The sequence below is a fragment of the Burkholderia sp. Ac-20392 genome (assembly GCF_017104585.1).
Taxonomy (GTDB): domain Bacteria; phylum Pseudomonadota; class Gammaproteobacteria; order Burkholderiales; family Burkholderiaceae; genus Burkholderia; species Burkholderia lata.
In genome coordinates this window covers 25,423-44,517 of the sequence record NZ_JAAGPB010000011.1, presented here as the reverse complement: position 1 = coordinate 44,517, position 19,095 = coordinate 25,423, and the positions used below count along the sequence as shown (strand labels likewise).

General features: G+C 63.3%; 15 protein-coding genes. 4 read left to right on the top strand and 11 right to left on the bottom strand.

Annotated elements, in window-relative coordinates; genetic code table 11:
- Positions 1–45: 45 nt before the first annotated feature.
- Entirely contained in the window at positions 46–261 is a 216-nt protein-coding gene (locus G3N99_RS02925) for a DUF3820 family protein (protein WP_043184321.1), read from the bottom strand.
- A gap of 309 nt (positions 262–570) precedes the next feature.
- On the opposite strand from G3N99_RS02925, the gene G3N99_RS02920 reads away from it, so the two are divergent.
- The gene (locus tag G3N99_RS02920) at positions 571–759 is read left to right on the top strand and encodes a hypothetical protein (RefSeq protein ID WP_174933354.1); all 189 of its coding nucleotides are present in this window, start codon (positions 571–573) and stop codon (positions 757–759) included.
- A gap of 287 nt (positions 760–1,046) precedes the next feature.
- Here the strand turns inward: G3N99_RS02920 and G3N99_RS02915 are convergent, their stop codons facing one another.
- Both G3N99_RS02915 and G3N99_RS02910 read right to left on the bottom strand, forming a co-directional pair.
- Entirely contained in the window at positions 1,047–1,382 is a 336-nt protein-coding gene (locus tag G3N99_RS02915) for a hypothetical protein (RefSeq protein WP_206121599.1), read from the bottom strand.
- 323 nt (positions 1,383–1,705) lie between these two features.
- On the bottom strand, positions 1,706–2,215 hold the full coding sequence (locus G3N99_RS02910; RefSeq protein WP_174933358.1) for a flavin reductase family protein: 510 nt from the start codon (positions 2,213–2,215) through the stop codon (positions 1,706–1,708).
- Between G3N99_RS02910 and G3N99_RS02905 the strand changes: the two genes are divergently transcribed.
- Positions 2,214–2,468, top strand: coding sequence for a hypothetical protein (locus G3N99_RS02905; RefSeq protein ID WP_206121598.1), 255 nt, complete (start codon positions 2,214–2,216; stop codon positions 2,466–2,468). The genes G3N99_RS02910 and G3N99_RS02905 overlap by 2 nt on opposite strands.
- 7 nt (positions 2,469–2,475) lie before the next feature.
- On the opposite strand, the gene G3N99_RS02900 is transcribed toward G3N99_RS02905, so the two are convergent.
- The 6 genes from G3N99_RS02900 to G3N99_RS02875 all read right to left on the bottom strand — a co-directional run bounded on the left by G3N99_RS02900 (position 2,476) and on the right by G3N99_RS02875 (position 12,926).
- On the bottom strand, positions 2,476–3,504 hold the full coding sequence (locus tag G3N99_RS02900) for a methionine synthase (RefSeq protein WP_174938597.1): 1,029 nt from the start codon (positions 3,502–3,504) through the stop codon (positions 2,476–2,478).
- A 25-nt stretch (positions 3,505–3,529) separates the two neighbouring features.
- Complete coding sequence (locus tag G3N99_RS02895; protein WP_174983673.1) at positions 3,530–4,513, bottom strand: DUF1852 domain-containing protein; 984 nt, start codon at positions 4,511–4,513, stop codon at positions 3,530–3,532.
- A gap of 737 nt (positions 4,514–5,250) precedes the next feature.
- Positions 5,251–5,922 (bottom strand): epoxyqueuosine reductase QueH, encoded by a 672-nt coding sequence (locus tag G3N99_RS02890; protein WP_206121597.1) that lies wholly within the window; start codon positions 5,920–5,922, stop codon positions 5,251–5,253.
- Positions 5,923–6,059: 137 nt separating this feature from the next.
- Positions 6,060–6,950: a LysR family transcriptional regulator gene (locus G3N99_RS02885; protein ID WP_174933366.1), complete on the bottom strand. Its 891-nt coding sequence runs from the start codon at positions 6,948–6,950 to the stop codon at positions 6,060–6,062.
- A 256-nt stretch (positions 6,951–7,206) separates the two neighbouring features.
- Positions 7,207–7,869, bottom strand: a complete 663-nt coding sequence (locus G3N99_RS02880; RefSeq protein ID WP_174983677.1) for an OmpA family protein — start codon at positions 7,867–7,869, stop codon at positions 7,207–7,209.
- A 125-nt stretch (positions 7,870–7,994) separates the two neighbouring features.
- Positions 7,995–12,926: a YadA-like family protein gene (locus G3N99_RS02875; protein ID WP_206121596.1), complete on the bottom strand. Its 4,932-nt coding sequence runs from the start codon at positions 12,924–12,926 to the stop codon at positions 7,995–7,997.
- A gap of 1,442 nt (positions 12,927–14,368) precedes the next feature.
- On the opposite strand from G3N99_RS02875, the gene G3N99_RS02870 reads away from it, so the two are divergent.
- Positions 14,369–15,205, top strand: coding sequence for a response regulator (locus tag G3N99_RS02870; protein WP_011350064.1), 837 nt, complete (start codon positions 14,369–14,371; stop codon positions 15,203–15,205).
- On the top strand, positions 15,198–17,546 hold the full coding sequence (locus G3N99_RS02865; RefSeq protein ID WP_206121595.1) for a sensor histidine kinase: 2,349 nt from the start codon (positions 15,198–15,200) through the stop codon (positions 17,544–17,546). The genes G3N99_RS02870 and G3N99_RS02865 overlap by 8 nt, the downstream gene beginning before the upstream one ends.
- A 48-nt stretch (positions 17,547–17,594) precedes the next feature.
- On the opposite strand, the gene G3N99_RS02860 is transcribed toward G3N99_RS02865, so the two are convergent.
- A complete protein-coding gene (locus G3N99_RS02860) occupies positions 17,595–18,440 on the bottom strand; it encodes a pirin family protein (RefSeq protein ID WP_174938587.1) in 846 nt (281 codons plus the stop codon).
- Positions 18,441–18,475: 35 nt separating this feature from the next.
- Positions 18,476–19,081: an FMN-dependent NADH-azoreductase gene (locus G3N99_RS02855; protein WP_206121594.1), complete on the bottom strand. Its 606-nt coding sequence runs from the start codon at positions 19,079–19,081 to the stop codon at positions 18,476–18,478.
- Positions 19,082–19,095 lie beyond the last annotated feature (14 nt).

Here is a 19,095-nt window from a genome sequence, read left to right as displayed (position 1 = left end):
ACGGTCGATCGATGCGGGCGCCTGGGGCGTTCCCCCGGATTGACTTTATCCGCGCTTGCGCAACGGCTCCAGCAAGTCCCGCAGGCCGTTGTGATCGATCTCGTGCATCAGCGCAAGCTGCCGGCCGATTTCGCCGCGCGGGAACCCTTCGCGCGCCAGCCAATTGAGGTACGGCCCGGGCAGGTCGGCAATGAGCCGGCCCTTGTACTTTCCAAAGGGCATGGTGACGGTGACGAGGTGTTCGAGGTCTGGATTTTGCATGCAGGTATTGTGCACGGCTTTTCGGTCCTGTCGCGTGCCGCGTCAGTCCGGCCGGATGGAGGTCGTGAATCCGGTCTTTCACGGGGGCCGAATCGGGTCGATGGTCATCGCTCACGTCCGGCGAATGCTGGCCGATTACCCGTCAGATCGAGCCCCGATGAAGACAGGCGAGTAGACCGGAATCACGCACGGACATCGAGGCAGGCATGCCTCCCGCGGAGACCTCACGGAAAGGACGCTGCAAACCGCCTGCGCCCCTTTTCTGGCCTGCTAGACTGGAATTCCCCCCTGCAAACGATGGAGGGAATCATGTTGTCCGTCTACGTCGTGAAGACCGGCGAGCAGTTCCTCTGCACCGCCGAGGATGGCGATATCGGCATGGCACCGGCGGTTGAAGATGCCACGTCGTTTCATTCGTATGAGGAAGCGGAAAAGACGGCGCACGTGCATGCCGACCCCGGATACGAAATCGTGGCCGTCTGCGTGCTCAGACACTGAGATCGCGCCCGCTGCCGGGCGCTAGGCGAAGAGATACAGTTCGCAGCTCCGCTGGCGCCGTGCAACATGGGTGCCGCGGTTGGTTGCGTCCGAAATGACCTGCGAACGGACGGATGGCGTGTCGGGATGCGCACGATGGGGGCGCCGGGCGCGTCGGCAGTCCTGCCGTATCCAGTACGACGCAGCGCACACGCAACGCGGAACGTGCCGTTCCTGAAACGCTTGGCATCCGTCGCACACGCGCCGTATGCGGCGCTACCGGAAACCGGAGCGTCGCTGCGTCGGTTTTATCGTCTGGGCCCTTTCATGCCCTCCGATTCCATGGCCGCATTCCACTCCTCATTCGCCTCGATGGGGTCCATCGCTTCGTCAATCGAAGCCGTCGCGCGCTCGGCGGCGGCTCTGGTTTCGTCTGGCGCGGTGGCAGCATCACCCTCACCTTCGCCATCATCGTCGCCGTCGCCCGGGGGATGCAGCATGTCCTTGAGCATCGCGCTCAACTCCGACGTGTCCCATGGCAGCCCACGCCGAGTCCGATCCTTGATGTAGTGCCTCACTTCCGAGTCCTGCTCCACGGTCAGCGGCAGCCCTCGGAAGGTGCTTTGGGGGCCAGCGTCGATCATCGCATTCTCCTGTTTCTAGGGCATTTTCAGTGTACTCGCCATTGCGAACACGCGAGACGCAATTGCTGCGCGCTTGCGTCGAATCAAATGCGCGGGCTCGACAGGCAAGCAGCGGCCAGCCACCGACGTACTCTGGAATCCTTCGAATGTCTGGCAAGGGTGGTTCCGCTCGAGACCGACGGAATACCGGGCGTGATCGCCACCCGGCTCACCGTTTGACGGGAGTATTTAGTGCCGCGTTTGCTCCGGTGTCAAGCAAACGCACGGAGAGGGTCACGCGCTCAATCGCTTGACGCTTCGAAGAGGCCGATGGAGGTCAACGCTCAAACCGCGCCATGCTCGGCGATGTTGCGATACTGCCCTTTGAAATACAGCAATGGCTGCGTAGCAGCCGCTTCTTTCAGGTTCAACGCTTTCACTTCACCAATCACGATCAGGTGATCACCTGCGGCGTGTTCGGCATAAATTTCGCAGTCGACCCAGTGGAGGCTGCCGGCGATGATCGGATTGCCCAGCGGCGATTCGTGCCATTCGACTCCGCGCCACTTGTCCGTGCCCCGTCGCGCGAATTGGTTGGAAATCGCGACTTGCTCATCCGACAGGATATTGACTGCGAACCGACCTGCCTGGCGGATTCCTGGATAGCTGCCCGAACTGGACATGACGCTGAATGACACCAGCGGCGGGCTCATCGACACGCTGTAGAACGACTGGCAAGTGAAGCCAATCGGCTCGCCATCCGTGTGCGATGTAATCACCGTGATACCGGATGCATAGTGCCCGAGCGCTTCGCGAAAGCTCAACGGTTCGATGGCAGTGCTGGAAAGTGACATGGTAGATACTGAATGCTGGGTGCGGCTCGATCAGCGCAAGCAAACCCTGCCACGTCGCCCGATCCATTTCGATCAGAAACAACGTACGGGCGTGCCTGCGCTTATCGGATCAATCGAAGTCGGCGAGGATCCTTGCTTCATCTGGATACTCGGGCAACCGAAGCGTATTCAAAGAGATTCAGGGCGTCTCCGCGAGACACGCCCTGAAACCCACACCGCCCTCAATCCTCCCGGGCATCATTTCCCGCGTTAGCTCGAAATCAGCTCGAGAGTTCCTGTCGGACGATTTCTGCGCCTGCACTCAAAGCTTCGAGCTTGCCTCGTGCGATTGCACGGGACAACGGGGCCATGCCGCAGTTGGTGCAAGGATAAAGCTTGTCGGCATCGACAAACTGAAGGGCTTTTCGCAACGTGTTGGCGACTTCCTCGGGCGTTTCAACGGTATCGGTTGCGACATCGATGGCCCCGACCATCACCTTCTTGCCTCGAATCAGCTCGATCAGCTCCATTGGAACATGCGAATTGTGGCATTCCAGCGAAACCATCCCGATACTGGATTTTTGCAGCTTGGGGAAGGCTTCTTCGTACTGCCGCCACTCCGACCCCAGCGTCTTCTTCCAATCCGTATTGGCCTTGATGCCATAGCCATAGCAGATATGCACGGCGGTCTCACACTTGAGACCTTCAATGGCCCGCTCCAGGGTCGCAACGCCCCATTCATTCACCTCGTCAAAGAAGACGTTGAAGGCGGGCTCGTCGAACTGAATGATATCGACGCCGGCGGCCTCCAGTTCCTTCGCTTCCTGGTTCAGGATCTTGGCGAACTCCCAAGCCAGCTTTTCGCGACTCTTGTAATGATCGTCATAAAGCGTATCGATCATCGTCATCGGGCCAGGCAGCGCCCATTTGATGGGTTGCTTGGTTTGCTGGCGCAAGAATTTGGCATCTTCAACAAACACCGGCTTTTGTCGAGCAACGTCACCAACGACCGTCGGCACGCTTGCATCATAGCGATCACGGATTCGAACGGTCTTGCGGTTCGCAAAATCGACGCCGTCGAGATGCTCGATAAACGTCGTCACAAAATGCTGGCGCGTTTGCTCGCCGTCGCTGACGATGTCGATGCCTGCATGTTGTTGCTCTTGCAATGACAAACGCAACGCATCCTGCTTGCCCTCGACCAACCCCTCATCCTGCAATTTCCAGGGTGACCACAGTGTCTCGGGCTGTGCGAGCCAGGAGGGTTTGGGCAAGCTGCCAGCAGTAGAAGTCGGTAGCAATTTCTTCACAATAGTGACCTTGTTTTTTGAATAATCAAAGAGCGTAGTTAGCGGACCACTGCTCAAGAACAGCGTGGTACGGTTTGATGAAGTGCTCCTCGACAAACTTTCCCTGCTCGATCGCCAGCCGGCTGCGTTCTTCCCGATCGTAAACAATTCGAGTCAACGAAAAATCCTGGTGCTTCAAACTTGGCTGATAGGATTTCCCTGCCGCGGAATTCGCGTTGTAAATCTCGGGCCGGTAGATCTTCTGGAACGTATCCATCGTGCTGATGGTGCCGATCAGCTCGAGATCGCTGTAGTCGCCAAGCAGGTCGCCGGAAAAATAGAAAGCCAAAGGCGCAACACTGTTCGGCGGCATGAAGTAGCGAACCTTCAAGCCCATCTTCCTGAAGTACTCGTCAGTCAGGGAGTACTCGTCCTGCAAGTATTCGATGCCCAATACCGGGTGCTGATTGGCGGTCCGATGATAGGTCTTGCTGCTGGAGACACTCAGGCAGATGACGGGCTGCTTGTTGAAATTGGCCTTGTAGGCGCTTGAATTCACGAAGCACTTGAACAGCTTCCCGTGCAGATCCCCAAAATTCTCCGGCGTGCTGAATTTGGCCTGGTCCTTCGTGTGCTCCAGCAACAGGACGCTGAAGTCATAGTCTCGCACGTAAGAGGAGAAGTTGTTCCCTACGATGCCCTCGATGCGCTCACCGGTCTTTCGATCGACAATATTCGTTTTCAATACTTCGATCAGAGGGAGGGAGCTGCCACTGCCCTCGCCATCAATGCTCATTTCGACGGAAATGATTTCCAGCTTGACGGCATAGCGATCACCTTCAGGATTGTCCCAATGCGCCAGGGCATTGAAACGATTGTCGATCATCCTGAACGTGTTGCGCAAATTCTCTTGACGACTCTCTCCTCTGGCCAGGTTGGCGAAGTTGGTCGTGATACGCGTACTGTCAGACGGCCGATAGTCTTCATCGAAGCAAATGCGCTTGATGGCAAAAGTAAAATCTTTACTCATTTTGATCTGACGCCCTGATTTCCGAGATGAAGACTGGATTCATCCCTTGGTTATTCGATGCTTTCCGATTTTATTTTCTGATCTTTGCTCAGAAATCTTTGCGATATCGGCATTGAAGACAAATTCTATGCGGAGCCATCGATGAAAAAAAGTGAATTAATCTCATCGACCCATTAGCCACGTTCATGGTGTGGCGTGCCGGCTGGCTTGCCCGCAGACCAGCCCCTCGATTCACCGCTTCATGGCCTGCCCAAGGCAGCTGCGCGGATACGCCCCTTCATGCCCCAACGCGCTCGAGTCCAGACGCATCCGCCTCAGAGGCCTGGCTTGCAGGGTTTGACCGCCCCGGCGATCAGCCAGGCAGAAAGCCTGATGGCGAAGTCATGGAGCGTGCTTGGCGAATGCCTGCGCGACAAGAGGGTTCGTTTGCTTCGGATTGAATCTGACGGCGAACCATGAAATGAGGCGCGCGTGGAAGAGACGCCCCTCACGGCGTGGACCAGGAGCGGCGAATGGAATGGCCGAAAGCCGGTTCGATCCCGTGCTGAATCGCAGCAGATAAGAGGCGCAGGTCAGTTTCGCGTCGCGTCGGATGCTCCAGCGGAGCATCGAGGCCTGCGCCACGGCGCTACGTGACAGGTGTCGGACAGAACACGGTACGCGGCACGACCAAGGGCTTGCCAAGGTACGGCGCTTTCAAACCGCCCTGCTCACTCGTCCGGGTACGGATGACAAGCTCAGGATTCGATGGCGGAGTCGTCGTCGCCGTAGAATTTCACACCCAGCTGAATGCGTTCCCGGCCGCTTTCAACGCGATGTCGATTGGTGTCGCGCAGCGAGTAGACGCAGCCGCAATATTCTTGCTGGTAGAAGTTTTCTCGCTTGCTGATCTCGATCATGCGCGCCGAGCCGCCGCCTTTGCGCCAGTTGTATTCCCAATACAGCATGTCGGGATAGTGCGACGCCGCGCGCACACCGCACTCGTTGATCTGCTGCATGTTCTTCCACCGCGAGATGCCCAACGAGCTGGTGATGACGGGGAAGCCGTGTTCATGCGCATACAACGCCGTGCGCTCGAAACGCATGTCGAAGCACATGGTGCAGCGGATGCCGCGCTCCGGCTCGTTTTCCATGCCCTTGGCACGCTCGAACCAGTTGTCGCGATCGTAGTCGGCATCGATGAATGGAATACCGAATTGCTCTGCAAACCGGATGTTTTCCTGCTTGCGTAGCTCGTATTCCTTCAGCGGGTGGATATTCGGGTTGTAGAAGAAGATCGTGAAATCGATGCCGGACGCCTGCATCGCCTCCATCACTTCGCCCGAGCAAGGCGCGCAGCAGGAATGCAGCAGCACTTTCTTGTGCCCGCCGGGTAAAGCCAACGGCTTGCGTTCGATCGTGGATGCCATGAGAAGACCCTTGAAATAACACCCGCGTCCATCGAACTGGGCAGCCGCGAATTGTGGCCTCCGACCGGGACAAATGAAAATGGATATATTTTCATGTTCCCATGAGCGCCATTCATGGAATCGGCTGCCACGACGAATCAAGCCGTGCCACGCCCCTTCGCTTGCTCGATGAATGCACGCAGATAATCAGTCCCCACGTCCGCCTCGCGAGCACCCAGATAGATGTGTTTCGCAATGCCGTTTTCACCCAGCCGTACTGGCACCACATCCATCTTGTCCGCGTACTCCAGCACCAGCCAGCGTGGCAGCGCAGCCACGCCGCGGCCGCTGGCGACCATCTGCAGCATGATGTCGGTGGTCTCGATGGCCTTATGCCGTTTGGGCGTGATTCCGGCTGGCGTGAGGAACATGCTGTAGATATCCAGGCGGTCGACCGGCACCGGGTAGCTCACCAGCACCTCGTTGCTCAACTGCTTGGGCTGGACGTATTCCTCCTTGGCCAGCTTGTGATTGCCGGCCACGACCAGGACTTGCTCGTAGTCGAATACCGGTTCGAATACGAGGCCCGGCTTGTCCAGCGGATCGGGGGTGACCAGCAGGTCGATCTCGTAACCGAACAGCGCGCCGATGCCGCCAAACTGGAATTTCTGTTTGACGTCTACGTCCACATCCGGCCACGCGGCCAGATAAGGCGACACGACTTTCAACAGCCACTGGTAACACGGGTGACATTCCATGCCGATGCGCAGCGTGCCTCGCTCACCCTGGGCGAACTGCTGCAAGCGTTCTTCGGCCAGGTTCAGCTGTGGCAGCACCCGGTTGGCCACCGCCAGCAAGTATTGGCCGGCCTGCGTCAGGCGCAGACTGCGGCCTTCGCGCAGCCAGATGTCGGTGCCGAGCTGCTGCTCCAGCTTCTTCATGCTGTGACTCAAAGCCGACTGCGTCACGTGCAGGACGCCTGCGGCTGCGGTCAGCGAACCTTGCTTTTCCACCTCTTGCACGATGGATAAGTGAATACGATCAAGCATGGTGGATGAGTAAAATTCATACTTTATTGAGATATGGCAATTTTACTTCATCGTTTGCGTCGTTGCGATCCGCCGGTTCAACGATGCTTGGGGAGCGGGCCACGGCCACCAGTCACACCGTCGGCTTTCCGCGCATCGCGCTCGAAGCGTGAACTGATATCTGCACAGGCGTCGTACGGGGCGGGCGAAACGCCGCAGCCGCAAGCGAGCCGTCCGGTCGCGACGACCACGCCTGCGGCCACCCGATAGCGACGTCTTACTTCTGCAGCGAGATTTCCACCCGGCGATTGCGCGCCCGCCCTTCGGCGGTCTCGTTCGATGCGGCCGGATTGGTTTCTCCATGCCCCGTCGCCGCGAAGGATTCCGCCTTCAGCCCGTGTTCGCGCAGATACCCCGCGACCGCATCGGCGCGGCGCTTCGACAGCGCCTGATTGTGCGCATCCGAGCCGGTCGCGTCGGTATAACCGTCCACTTCCACGCGCGAGAAATGCTTGTCGCCCTGCTGGTTCAGCAGCGTGTCGAGCGCGGCGGTGGCGGCGGACGTCAGCACGGCGGAGTCGGTCGCGAAGTACGCATCGCCGGTCAGGCTCACCTTCTCGACCGCGGCGGGCGCAGGCGCGGCCGCCGCAGCGACCGGCGCGGGTGCCGCACCGCACTGAAATACGATCGAGTGTGGATCGGCGCCGTCGCGGTACGGCGTCGTGGAATCGACCGTGCGCACGGCCTCGTTGCCGCACATGCGCGTCGCGACCTTCATGCAGGTATTGGCGCTCGACAGGATGCCGTGGCAGTCGACGCGGAAAGTCCGGATGCCGTCGCGCGGCTGAAGCTCGTATGCGTTGTACGTCGGTCCCGATGCGCTCGAACAGGCCGCGAGGGAAACGACGGACGCCAGCAGGGCAAGATGGATGTTTTTCACTTGATTACTCCGAAAATGCGATGGGCATGGCGCGTGCGGCGCATTGGCGCAGCCGCGTCCGCGTGCGTTTGCGTTCGGCGCGGTCCGCCCCGGCAGTGCGTGCCGGAACGAACCGCAGCGCGCGATCACTTCCACTGATACAGCATGCCCGCGCCGACGACGCGCTGGCTGCCGGCGAAGCCGCCGTTCAGCGTCGCCTTCAGGTTCTCCGTGACGCGCGCCTGCACGCCGACCGCCATGGCCTTCTGCCCCTGGAACGTCGCCGTACCGACCCCCATCGCAAAGTTCGAGTCGCGGTCCATGTGCGGGATCGACGCCATCGCGGCGGTTGCCGCAATCCCCTCACGTGCCATCGAATCGGTCTGCTGGATCTGCTGCTGCATCTGCGTGAGCTGGTTGTTGACCGTGTTCAGCGACTGCGTGAACTGGTTCGACACCGCATTCAGCTGATTCACGTTCACTGCATCCGTGCCCTGCGTGCCGGCTGCGACGTTGACGACCTGGCGCGCCGACTCCGTCGAACCGACCGCGACGACGTTCGACCGCCCGCCGTCGTTGCTGCCCGTGCCGATCGCGGCCGAATTGTTGCCCGACGCCGTCGAGCCCACGCCGATGGCGGTGGAACCGTTGCCCGATGCGAGCGCATTGTTGCCGACCGCCGTGCTGTTCGAGCCCGATGCCACCGCGCCCGACCCACCCGCCGACGAATTCGGGCCGGTCGAACCCGGCGGCACGTTCGTGCCGTTCGGGTTCGTCGTGTACTGCCCGCCGAGGTTGGTCGTGCGCTGGTCGATCAGCGTCGTCAGCTGGTTCGCGACCGAATCGAGCTGCGATACGTTCACCGCGTCCGTGCCGTTCTTGCCGGCCGCGAGGCCCGTGATCTGCCGGTTGCCGATGTTCACTTCGCCGGCCGACGATTGCGGGCTGCTCAGGCCGTACGCAACGTAGTTCGTCAGCGCGCCGACCGTCGTCAACGAACCTGCGCCCAACGCCACGCTGTTCGCGAACGTCGCGGACGCACCGGCGCCGAGCGCGAGCGCATCGGTCGCGTTGCCGAGCGCGCCGGAACCCAGTGCAACGCTGCCCACGCTGACCGCCTTCGCATTGGCGCCTTGTGCAACCGACTGCGCGCCCAACGCCGTCGCGCCGCTGCCGAGCGCGACCGCGTCGGCCTGCGCGGAACTCGCCGCCTGCCCGATCGCGACGCCGCCAGGGGCGGTCTGGTCGACGATCGCACCGTTGCCGATGCCCACGCCGTTGTCGCCGTTGACGACCGTCGTCGGCCCCACCGCGACCGATTCCGCGCCGACGGCGAGCGAATCCGCCGCCGTCGAATTCGCGTGGAAATACTTCTGGCCCGTGACCGCGAACGACTGCAATGCACCGGTGAGCTGCCGCACGGTGACCGCGTCCTGCTGGCCGGTGCCGTCCGCGACGTTGGTGATCTGGCGATACGTCTTGCTGGTCGCGTCGCCGACCGACACCGCGCCGAGCAGCGTCTGGTCCGTCGTGTTGAACGGGATCGCTGCGGTGCCGTTGCGGATGATGCCCGACGCCGGCGTCGTCGCACGGTCGGATACCGAACCCGAACCGAGCGCGATGCTGCCGTCCACCTTCGAGATCGCATTCGGGCCGATCGCGACGCTGTCGACGCCGAGCGCCTGGCTGTCCGGCGCGGTCGAGTTCGCGTGGAAATACTTGATGCCGTGCGCGTTGAGGTTGTCGATCGCCGAGCCGACGTTGTTGTTGATCGTCGTCGAGCCGTCGCTGTTGTACGTCACGTAAGACGGCGCGGAAATCTTCCCGGTCGTCGGATCGTAGGTGGCCCCGCCGCCGATCGCGCCCGCCGTGCTGTTGCCGAGGTTGGTGTTGTTGTTGGCGATCGAGCTGAGGCCGGTCGACAGCGAACCGATGCCGGTCGACGTCGCGGTGGACAGCGACGTCAGGTTGCTGTTCGTGCTCGACAGGCCGGTTGACAGCGAGCCGACGGTCGTCGAGGTCGACGTCGACAGCGACGCGATCGAGCTCGTGGTCGAACTGAGCCCGGTCGACAGCGACCCGATGCTCGTCGAGGTCGCGGTCGACAGCGACGTGACGTTGCTGTTCGTCGTGCTCAGGCCGGTGGACAGCGAGTTGATGCTGGTCGACGTCGAAGTCGACAGCGACGTGACCGTGCTGTTGGTCGAACTCAGGCCCGTGGACAACGAGCTGATGCCGGTCGAGGTCGATGTCGACAGCGACGTGACCGAACTGTTGGTCGAGCTCAGGCCCGTGGACAGTGAACTGATGCCCGTCGACGTGGATGTGGACAGCGACGTCACCGAACTGTTGGTCGAACTCAGGCCCGTGGACAGCGAACTGATGCCCGTCGACGTGGATGTGGACAACGACGTCACCGAACTGTTGGTCGAACTCAGGCCCGTGGACAGCGAACTGATGCCGGTCGACGTCGAAGTCGACAGCGACGTCACCGAACTGTTGGTCGAACTCAGGCCCGTGGACAGCGAACTGACGCCGGTCGACGTGGATGTCGACAGTGAAGCCACCGAGCTGTTGGTCGAACTCAAGCCGGTCGAAGCCGACGTGGACAGTGACGTAATCGCGCTATTGGTCGAAGACAGACCGGTCGACGTGGACGTCGACAATGAGCTAACGGCGCTGTTCGTCGAACTCAACCCCGTCGACAACGACGTGATGCCTGTCGACGTCGACGTGGACAGCGATGCGATCGAACTGTTGGCCGACGACAGGCCGGTTGAGGTGGACGTCGACAATGACGTCACTGCGCTGTTGGTCGAGCTCAGGCCGGTAGACAGCGAGTTGATACCCGTCGAGGTCGAGGTGGACAGCGAAGTCACCGAACTGTTGGTCGAGCTCAAGCCCGTCGACAACGAGCTGATGCCGGTCGAGGTCGACGTCGACAGCGACGTGATCGCACTATTGGCCGATGACAATCCGGTAGACGTGGACGTCGACAATGACGTCACCGAGCTGTTGGTCGAACTCAACCCCGTCGACAGCGAGCTGATGCCCGTTGAAGTCGACGTTGAAAGCGACGTGATCGCGCTATTGGCCGTCGACAGGCCCGTCGACGTGGAAGTCGACAACGACGTCACCGAGCTATTGGTCGAACTCAACCCCGTCGACAGCGAGCTGATGCCCGTCGAAGTCGACGTCGAAAGCGACGTGATCGCGCTATTGGCCGACGACAACCCCGTCGACGTCGAAGTCGACAACGAAGTCACCGCGCTGTTGGTCGAACTCAACCCGGTCGACAACGACGACACCCCCGTCGACAACGAACTGACACTCGACGCCGTCGAAGTCGACAGCGAATTCACCGCCTGATTCGTCGCATCGAGCTGCGACCCGTTGATCGCATCCGTGCTCGTCGAACTGATGCGCCCGGCCGCGACATTGGTGATCTGACGCTCGGTGCCTGCCGCCCCGACGCTGACGACGCTGGTCGGCGTCGTGCCCTTGAACGTGTACGTCACGCCGCCGATCGTCGCGCTTGCGGTCGGATTCGGCGCGGCCGTCGTCGAACCCGAACCGAGCGCGACATCGCCCGCATTGTTCGCGACGGCCGACGCACCGAACGCGACCGCACCGGCCGCCGCGGCCGTCGACGTATTGCCGAGCGCGAGCGAGCCGGTGCCCTGCGCGATGTTCGAATTGCCGATGGCAACCGCGCCGTCGCCGTTCGCCGTATTGTTCGACCCGGCCGTGACCGCGCCGGTGCCGATCGCGGTGCTCGGGTCGCCGATCGCCACCGCACCGTTGCCGCTAACCGTCTGTCCCAGACCGAGCGCAACGGCACCGAGGCCGCCCAGCACCTTCGAGTTGTTGCCCCCGGCAATCGAGCCTGCGCCCGCCGCGGCCGCGACCGAGTTGCTATCGCCGATCGCCACGGTGGAACCCGCCGCCGCGACGCTGTTGATGCCGATGGCCGTCGCATTCGTGGCCGACGCCGTCGCACCGGGCCCCAGGGCGCTCGCCGACACGCCGCTCGCAAGCGCGAGATTGCCGAGCGCGGTCGCAAACTGCTGCGTCGCGCTCGACTGCACGCCCATCGCGATCGAACTGACGCCGGACGCGTTGGCGTTCAGGCCGAACGCCATCGCGGTATCGGCGCCGGCCGTCGTGGCCGAGCCCAGCGCGATCGAACTGGTGCCGAGCGACTGCGTGCCCGACCCCGGTACGCCGGCCGTCCCGCCCCAGCCGATCGCGATCGACGTCACGCCCTTCGCGCCGCTGTTGATGCCCATCGCGATGCTGGAATTCCCGGTCACCAATGAGCCGCTCCCCACGGCGACGCCTGACGCGCCCGTGCTCGTCGCCTGGTTGCCGATCGCGACGTTGCCCGTACCGGTCGCGTGCGTCGCATAGCCGAGCGCGACGCTTTGCGCACCGACCGCGCTCGCCCCGAGCCCGAGCGCGGCCGAGTACTGGCCGGAAGCCAGCGCATTGTTGCCGAGCCCGATGGCCGACACGCCGGTCGCCGCCGCGCCGCTGCCCATCGCCGTCGCCCCGCTTTGCGTCGCACTGGCGAGGTTGCCGATGGCAACCGAGTAATCGCCCGACCCGATCGCCTGCACGCCCATCGACGCGCTGTTGACGCCGGTCGCCTGCGCGTTGATGCCGACGGCCGTCGATGCATCACCCATCGCATGCGCGCCCGGGCCGAGTGCCGTGGCCGACACGCCCTGTGCCGTCGACAGGTTGCCCAATGCGGTGGAATTCGTCTGCGCGGCACTCGAGCCGACACCGATCGCGATCGACGAGACGCCGCCAGTGGCCGTGCCGCCATCCGGGTTGTACTGCGCGTGCGCGCCGGCATGGAACAGCGCGAAATACGCGGACGCCATCAGCGCGGTGAGCCGCCTGAGCGTCGGAGCCGAAGGCGTGCCCGCGCGCGCCGCGGCTCCTCCGTCCACCGCACGCTCCGGCGTGCCACGCGACGACGCGACGCGCTTGCCGCGCGCACGATCAAGCTCCGAAGCCGCAACCCAGGCTCCCAATGCTTCGTTCCAGATCGACTTGAACGACTTGTTCATCTTGTCTTCCCTCGGTTCTCATGTGCTGGATGACGCAACGGCGAACACGGCAGCCGGCGAGAACGTCCTCTACACATTCCCATCCGTCTCGCGACGCCCCGCTACTCACTTTGGATCACTAACTAAACAGCCGGGTAACGCTGCACGACACGCGCGATGGATATCGCGATCACGCAATCGTGCGCCGCCCGTGCCGGTCGACACGATGCAAGGCGACGATCGCCGGTTATCGAATCACGGAAGCCGACACGGCAAGCCCGGCAGCAAGACGCTGGGCGTGCAGTTCAACCGCACGCGCGTGCGCCATCGCGCCGAACCCGCGACGACCTCGAATCTCATGGGAAAGCGTCACTCGGACGCCAGATGGGCGGAAGCCGGCCCGCACCCGAGGGCGGCCCGCCCTGTTTCATTCAGGAGGAGGATGACGCCATGCGATCCCCGGGACTGAAGCACGCGCCGCCGGATCGTGCGAACCGGTGCGTTGGCCTGTCATGCCTGCTGTATTCATCGTTTTCGTGCCCGCCTGATTCGAAAGCGCGCCGCGCGCGACCGTCCCCCGATGGATCGAACCCTCGGACGGCCCATGCGCAGCCACTCACCCTTTCCGTCCGGCATTCAAACGCATTTTCCGGATTCCCGGAACAGCATCGATGACTTGCCGGACGACCCCTGCACCGAATTAATCGAGCGAATTTCCTTGACGATTTCGTCTCGACCGGCGCCCCATACCCAACCACACTCCACCACTCACCAACTTCTCTTATATAGCAACGTATTGGGTGAATGATGAAATCTGCTTTATCCTCGTGCCCGCCATTCGTTTGTCGATGCGATCCCATATCATGGGATCGCGCATCAATCAATGTCTCATTGGTATCGCATGCATCGGAATTGAACCTCGGCCTGCGACCCACGCGATCCAGACCGTTTCAAAGAACCGATTCCAGCCGCGCCGGGGCTAGTGTGCGGGCATCCGCCGGAACGAACCTTTTCCAGAGCGGAAAAATACTTTTCCGGAGCGGACGGCATTTGCATTAATACATTCCGGAGCAAATTGCGATTTCCTGACTAACACGATTCCAATCATTCATTGTAAAAAAATTAATCAATCAAACCACATCTACTTCATATTCTTTACATGGAACGCATCAACTTGCAGACGCCCGAGAAATTGATTCCTCACCTGCGGCAATTCAATTTGCTACAAATTAATCCGGAAATAAAGACCGATCATTAAAAATCAATTCGGCACGTTTTTCCGCCCCCATTTCATTTGACGGAACGCCGAGGCGACCGACACGCAACGCCCTGTCGCACAAGCCCCCACGGGGCGCGCGGAATCCTCACAATATGAGCTGTTGTCGGCATATAATTTTTCGCAACAATCGCGCAGACAGCGATGCCTCATCCTGACCGGCCACCCTTCCACCGCATCCGCAACCATGTCATCCCGCTCGTCCAGTTCGGCGTCGCCTCGTCCCACGCCTGATCTTGCTGACGCACATATTCTTGTCGTCGACGATCGCCCGAACGACCTGCGGCTCCTGACCGAAATCCTGCGCGCCGCACGGTGCCGGATCAGCGTCGCGTTCGACGGGCTGCAGGCGTATCACCGCGCCCAGGCGATCGCGCCCGACCTGATCCTGATGGATGTCCGCATGCCGCGCATGGACGGCTTCGCAGCGTGCCGCCTGCTGGCGTCGACGCCTTCGACGCAATCGATTCCGGTCATCATCCTGACGGCCGCGGGCGATCTCGAGGATCGGATCGCCGGGCTCGAAACCGGCGCGATCGACTACATCATCAAGCCGTTCGAGCCGACCGAAGTGCTGGCCCGGATCCGCAATCACCTGAAACGGGCGCGGCGCAGCCAGCCGTTCGCGCATCTGCCCGAGTTGCCCGACAACCCCGATGCGGCCCTCGTGCGCGCGGCGTCCGAGGTCCTGCTGCGCGACCTGCGCCATCCGCCGGCGCTCGAGGAGCTCGCCCGACAGGTCGGCACGCACGAAAAGCGCCTGTCCCGCGTGTTCCGCGACCATCTCGGCCAGACCGTGTTCGAATATCTGCGCGACACGCGCCTGCGCGCCGCGATGCACTTCCTCGCGGAGACGTCGATGGGGATCGGCGACATCGCCGAGGAAATCGGCTTTTCCACGCCCGGCAACTTCGCGACCGCCTTCCGTGAACGCTTCGGCATCACGCCGTCCGACTGGCGGCGCCAGCGCCATGCGGTCAATGCCCCGCCCGCCACACCCGGGGAGCACCACCACGATGTTTAGGCGCCACGCGGCATGGGCAGCCGGATGTCGCGCGATGCTGCTGCTTCTGCTCGCGATGGCCGTCACCTGCGCGACGGCGCGCGCCGCGTCGACGCCGAATCCCGCGCAACTGGACGCCGTGTCGGTATTCGAGGACGCGAGCACGACGATGTCCGCCGATCAGGTCGCCGCACGGCTCGCCGATCCGGTTCATGGCACGCCGGTGGCCGGCACGTCGTCGTTCAACGTCGAGTTCTCGCGATCGGCGTGGTGGATCCGCGCCACGCTGACCAACCGCGACAGCGCCGCGCGCCCGCTGGTGCTCGCGATTCGCGACGCGCGCGTCGACCAGGTGGATTTCTATATCGGCCAGAACGGCCGGTGGACACTCGACAGCCGCTTCCCGGCCACCAGCGCCGGCGGTGATGTCGCCGGGCCGCCGTCGCGCTACCCGACGCTCGACGTCACGCTGCGCGCCGGCGAAAGCCTCCCCGTGCTGATCCGCGTCACGTCGCGCAAGGAAATGCGGCTCGCGCCGGCCGCGTTCACGCATGCGGCGTGGGATGCGCTCGAACGGCGCGCGACGATGTGGGACTTCGGCTTCTTCGGCGGGCTGCTCGCGCTCATGTGGTGCGCGCTGCTGGTCGGGTTCTTTTCGCGCAGCGGCGTGTTCCACGTGCTGGCCGCGCTGGCGCTGGGCACGACGCTGTTCGAAGCGGCTTACCGCGGCTATCTGGCGATGGCCTTGCCGCCTGCGCTGCGTGAATGGTCGGCGCGCGGCGAAGTGATCTTCGCGTACCTGGCGGTCTCCTGCTTCATCGTGTTCATCCTGATGGTCGCCCGGCGCGAGCAGACGAAGCTGCCGATGCGCGCGATCTACATGGCGTTCCTCGCGCTCGAAGCCGTCGGCCTGGTCGGCGCCGCGTGCGGCGACCTGCTGACGTTCACGTGGTTCTGTCTGCGGCTGAACGCGCTGGTCGGGATCGTCAACATCAGCCTCGCGCTGATGCTCGCGATCCGCCGGACGCCGACCGGCCGCGTGATGCTGATTGCCATCGCGATCGCCACCTTCAACATGCTGATCCGCGTGCTCGACGGCATGAACACGCTGCCGCCCGCGCTCAACTGGCTGAAATCCGACATCTTCCCGAACCCCGTCATCGCGGTCATCGGTCTCGCCACGCACCTGCTGGTGCTGGCCGCATGGATCCACCACGTCGGCCGCCAGCGCACCGAGGCGAGGAAGCGGCTCGAGCACTGGCAGCTCACCGAACAGGATCGCCTGCGCGACGAAGTCGCACGACGCACGCTCGCGCTCAACGACGCGCTGCAACAGGTGACGACCCACATGCAGCAGAAGATCGAGACGCTCGGCTACGTCAGTCACGACCTGCGCGCGCCGCTGTCCACGATCAACGGTTACGCGAAGCTGCTGCTGCAAGGCGCGACGCACGGTCAGGCGCGGCTGATCCGGTCGATCGACCGCAGCATCCGCTACCAGCTCACGCTGATCGACGAGCTGCTCGCGTTCACGAAGGCCGAGCTGCAGCCGCTCGGCGTGTCGCCGGATGCAACCGACCTGCCCGGCCTGCTCGACGACATCGGCCACTACGCGGTCGCGCTGTGCGCGCAGCAGGACAACCGGTTCGTCTACCGGCCGGCCACGCCGCTGCCGCGCACGGTGTCGATCGACGGCATGCGGCTGCAGCAGGTGCTGCTCAACCTGCTGTCCAATGCGTCGAAGTTCACGCGCGACGGCACGGTCACGCTGTCGATTCATGCCGCGCGCGAAGGCGACACGTGGCGCGTGCGGTTCGAAGTGGCCGATACGGGCATCGGGATCGACATCAGCGGAAACCGCGACATCTTCCGTGCGTACCAGCAGGTGCAGGCCGTGAACGGCGGCACCGGGCTCGGCCTGTTCATCGCGCAGCGCATCGTCGGCGCGATGGGTGGCGAGCTGGCCGTGGCCAGTCAGCCGGGCGTCGGCACGGCCTTCTCGTTCGCGATCGTCGCGCCGGCCGTCGGGCACGCGCTCGTGCCGGTATCGGAACTCGTCCGGCGGTTTGATCCGGACAGCGATGGCGAACCGGCGCTCCCCGCGCCCGCGATGCCGTGCCCGCCCGACGCGGCGCTCGACCAACTGATCCTGCTGGCCGACAACGGGCAGTTGACCGATATCGAGGAATGGCTCGGCCAGTATGCGGACGAGCCGGATTACGCGGCCTTCGTGCAGGACGTGCGCGAACACCTCGATGCACTGGACCTGGACGCGATCGGGAAGCTGGCCGGCTCGCTGAAAGAGGCGCGCGGCGCCGCTACGTCGTTCGACGCCGAAACGGACACCGCCGGGCCGGCCTGAATCCGTCGCGCACCCGGTTCCATACGGACCGGATGCCGCGCGGGCGAATCAGCGCAACGCGCCCTTCGCGCGCAGTTCGTGGCCGATGCGCACGATTTCGCGCTCGCCCTCCACCAGCGCGGCTGCACTCGTGTGCACCGAGTAGTTGCCCAGATGCAGGTCGTGCGGATGCGGGACGGCCGTGCCGACCACGAAGCGCACATCGGTCGCCGCCTCGAATTCGATCGGGGCGTCGGACGCATCGAACACCACCAGTTCGCCCTGCCCGACCGGATCCGGAACGCGCAAGCTGCCGTCCATCACCGCGGTCCAGCCGACGGTGCAGCCCGGCTGCGGCCGGCAGGTCCAGCGCTCGCCGGCCTTGAGCTGCACGACGACGTAGTGCATGCCCGGCGGCGCATCGATCGGGCTGACCGCGTCGCCGCTGCGGCCGAGCAGCACGCGCGCCGGGCCGTCCGACGGGATGTCGGCGATCGACAGGTGCTGACTGAAGGCCGGCGCCAGCTCGCGTTCCGGCGGCAACGCGACCCACAGCTGGAACACCTTGACCGGCGGCACGACGGTGCCGGTATGCCAGACTCCGCGCCCGGCGCTCATCCATTCGATGTCGCCCGCGACGGTCGTGCCTTGGTGGCCAGTGGATTCGGCATAGCTGCCTCGACCGTCGATCACGAGCGTGAGCGTGGCGATCCCCGAATGCGGATGCCAGCCGAAGCCCGACCCGAGCGACGCCTGCGTATCGACCAGATCGAGAAAGACGAACGGCTTGATCATCTCGCCGACGTCGGACGGGCTCACCATCCGCACGATCGGCCCGTGTGCGCGGCCGCGTGTGCGGAAGATGACGTGACGGCCGGCGACGGCAACGTCGGCGGGCTGCGTGGCATGTGACATGGTGATTCTCCGGTGGTCGGCTCGGTCGCGTGGCGTCAGGCCGCGAGCGCGGCCGCCGCTTCCTTCGCCGAGGCGATGGCGCCGCTGCGCAGGTCGGGCCCCATCGCCACGCCTTCCGCACGGATGAACGTGATGTCCGTGATGCCCAGGAACCCGAACGCGGTTTTCAGATAGGTTTCCTGATGATCGAACGCCGCAGCAGGCGACCCTTCGCTGTACACGCCGCCGCGCGACGATGCGACGACCAGCTTCTTGCCGCCGCACAACCCGACCGGCCCGTTCTCGCCGTAACGGAACGTCGTGCCGGCCACCGAGATGCGGTCGATCCACGCCTTCAGTTGCGAGGCGATGCCGAAGTTGTACATCGGTGCGCCGATCACGACGATGTCCGCCGCGAGAAATGCGTCGAGCGCGCGCTGGCCGATCTCGACGTCCGCCTTCAGCGCGTCGGAAATCGGGGCGCCTTGCGCGGCGGCCAGATGGTCCGCCGTCAGATGGCCGATCGGCGTGGCGGCGAGATCGAGGCGCGTGACCGTAAGGCCCGGATCGCGGGCACGGAACGTCGCGACGACTTCCGCCGACAGTTCGCGGCTGACGGAGCCCTGGCCGAGGATGCTGGAATCGATATGGAGCAGGTTCATACGTGTGTTCTCCG

Bases quoted from the DNA above. Each gene is read 5' to 3' on its own strand.
- G3N99_RS02925 (WP_043184321.1), bottom strand. From the start codon at position 261: ATGCAAAATCCAGACCTCGAACACCTCGTCACCGTCACCATGCCCTTT.
- G3N99_RS02920 (WP_174933354.1), top strand. From the start codon at position 571: ATGTTGTCCGTCTACGTCGTGAAGACCGGCGAGCAGTTCCTCTGCACC.
- G3N99_RS02915 (WP_206121599.1), bottom strand. From the start codon at position 1,382: ATGATCGACGCTGGCCCCCAAAGCACCTTCCGAGGGCTGCCGCTGACC.
- G3N99_RS02905 (WP_206121598.1), top strand. From the start codon at position 2,214: ATGGTAGATACTGAATGCTGGGTGCGGCTCGATCAGCGCAAGCAAACC.
- G3N99_RS02910 (WP_174933358.1), bottom strand. From the start codon at position 2,215: ATGTCACTTTCCAGCACTGCCATCGAACCGTTGAGCTTTCGCGAAGCG.
- G3N99_RS02895 (WP_174983673.1), bottom strand. From the start codon at position 4,513: ATGAGTAAAGATTTTACTTTTGCCATCAAGCGCATTTGCTTCGATGAA.
- G3N99_RS02890 (WP_206121597.1), bottom strand. From the start codon at position 5,922: ATGGCATCCACGATCGAACGCAAGCCGTTGGCTTTACCCGGCGGGCAC.
- G3N99_RS02885 (WP_174933366.1), bottom strand. From the start codon at position 6,950: ATGCTTGATCGTATTCACTTATCCATCGTGCAAGAGGTGGAAAAGCAA.
- G3N99_RS02875 (WP_206121596.1), bottom strand. From the start codon at position 12,926: ATGAACAAGTCGTTCAAGTCGATCTGGAACGAAGCATTGGGAGCCTGG.
- G3N99_RS02870 (WP_011350064.1), top strand. From the start codon at position 14,369: ATGTCATCCCGCTCGTCCAGTTCGGCGTCGCCTCGTCCCACGCCTGAT.
- G3N99_RS02865 (WP_206121595.1), top strand. From the start codon at position 15,198: ATGTTTAGGCGCCACGCGGCATGGGCAGCCGGATGTCGCGCGATGCTG.
- G3N99_RS02860 (WP_174938587.1), bottom strand. From the start codon at position 18,440: ATGTCACATGCCACGCAGCCCGCCGACGTTGCCGTCGCCGGCCGTCAC.
- G3N99_RS02855 (WP_206121594.1), bottom strand. From the start codon at position 19,081: ATGAACCTGCTCCATATCGATTCCAGCATCCTCGGCCAGGGCTCCGTC.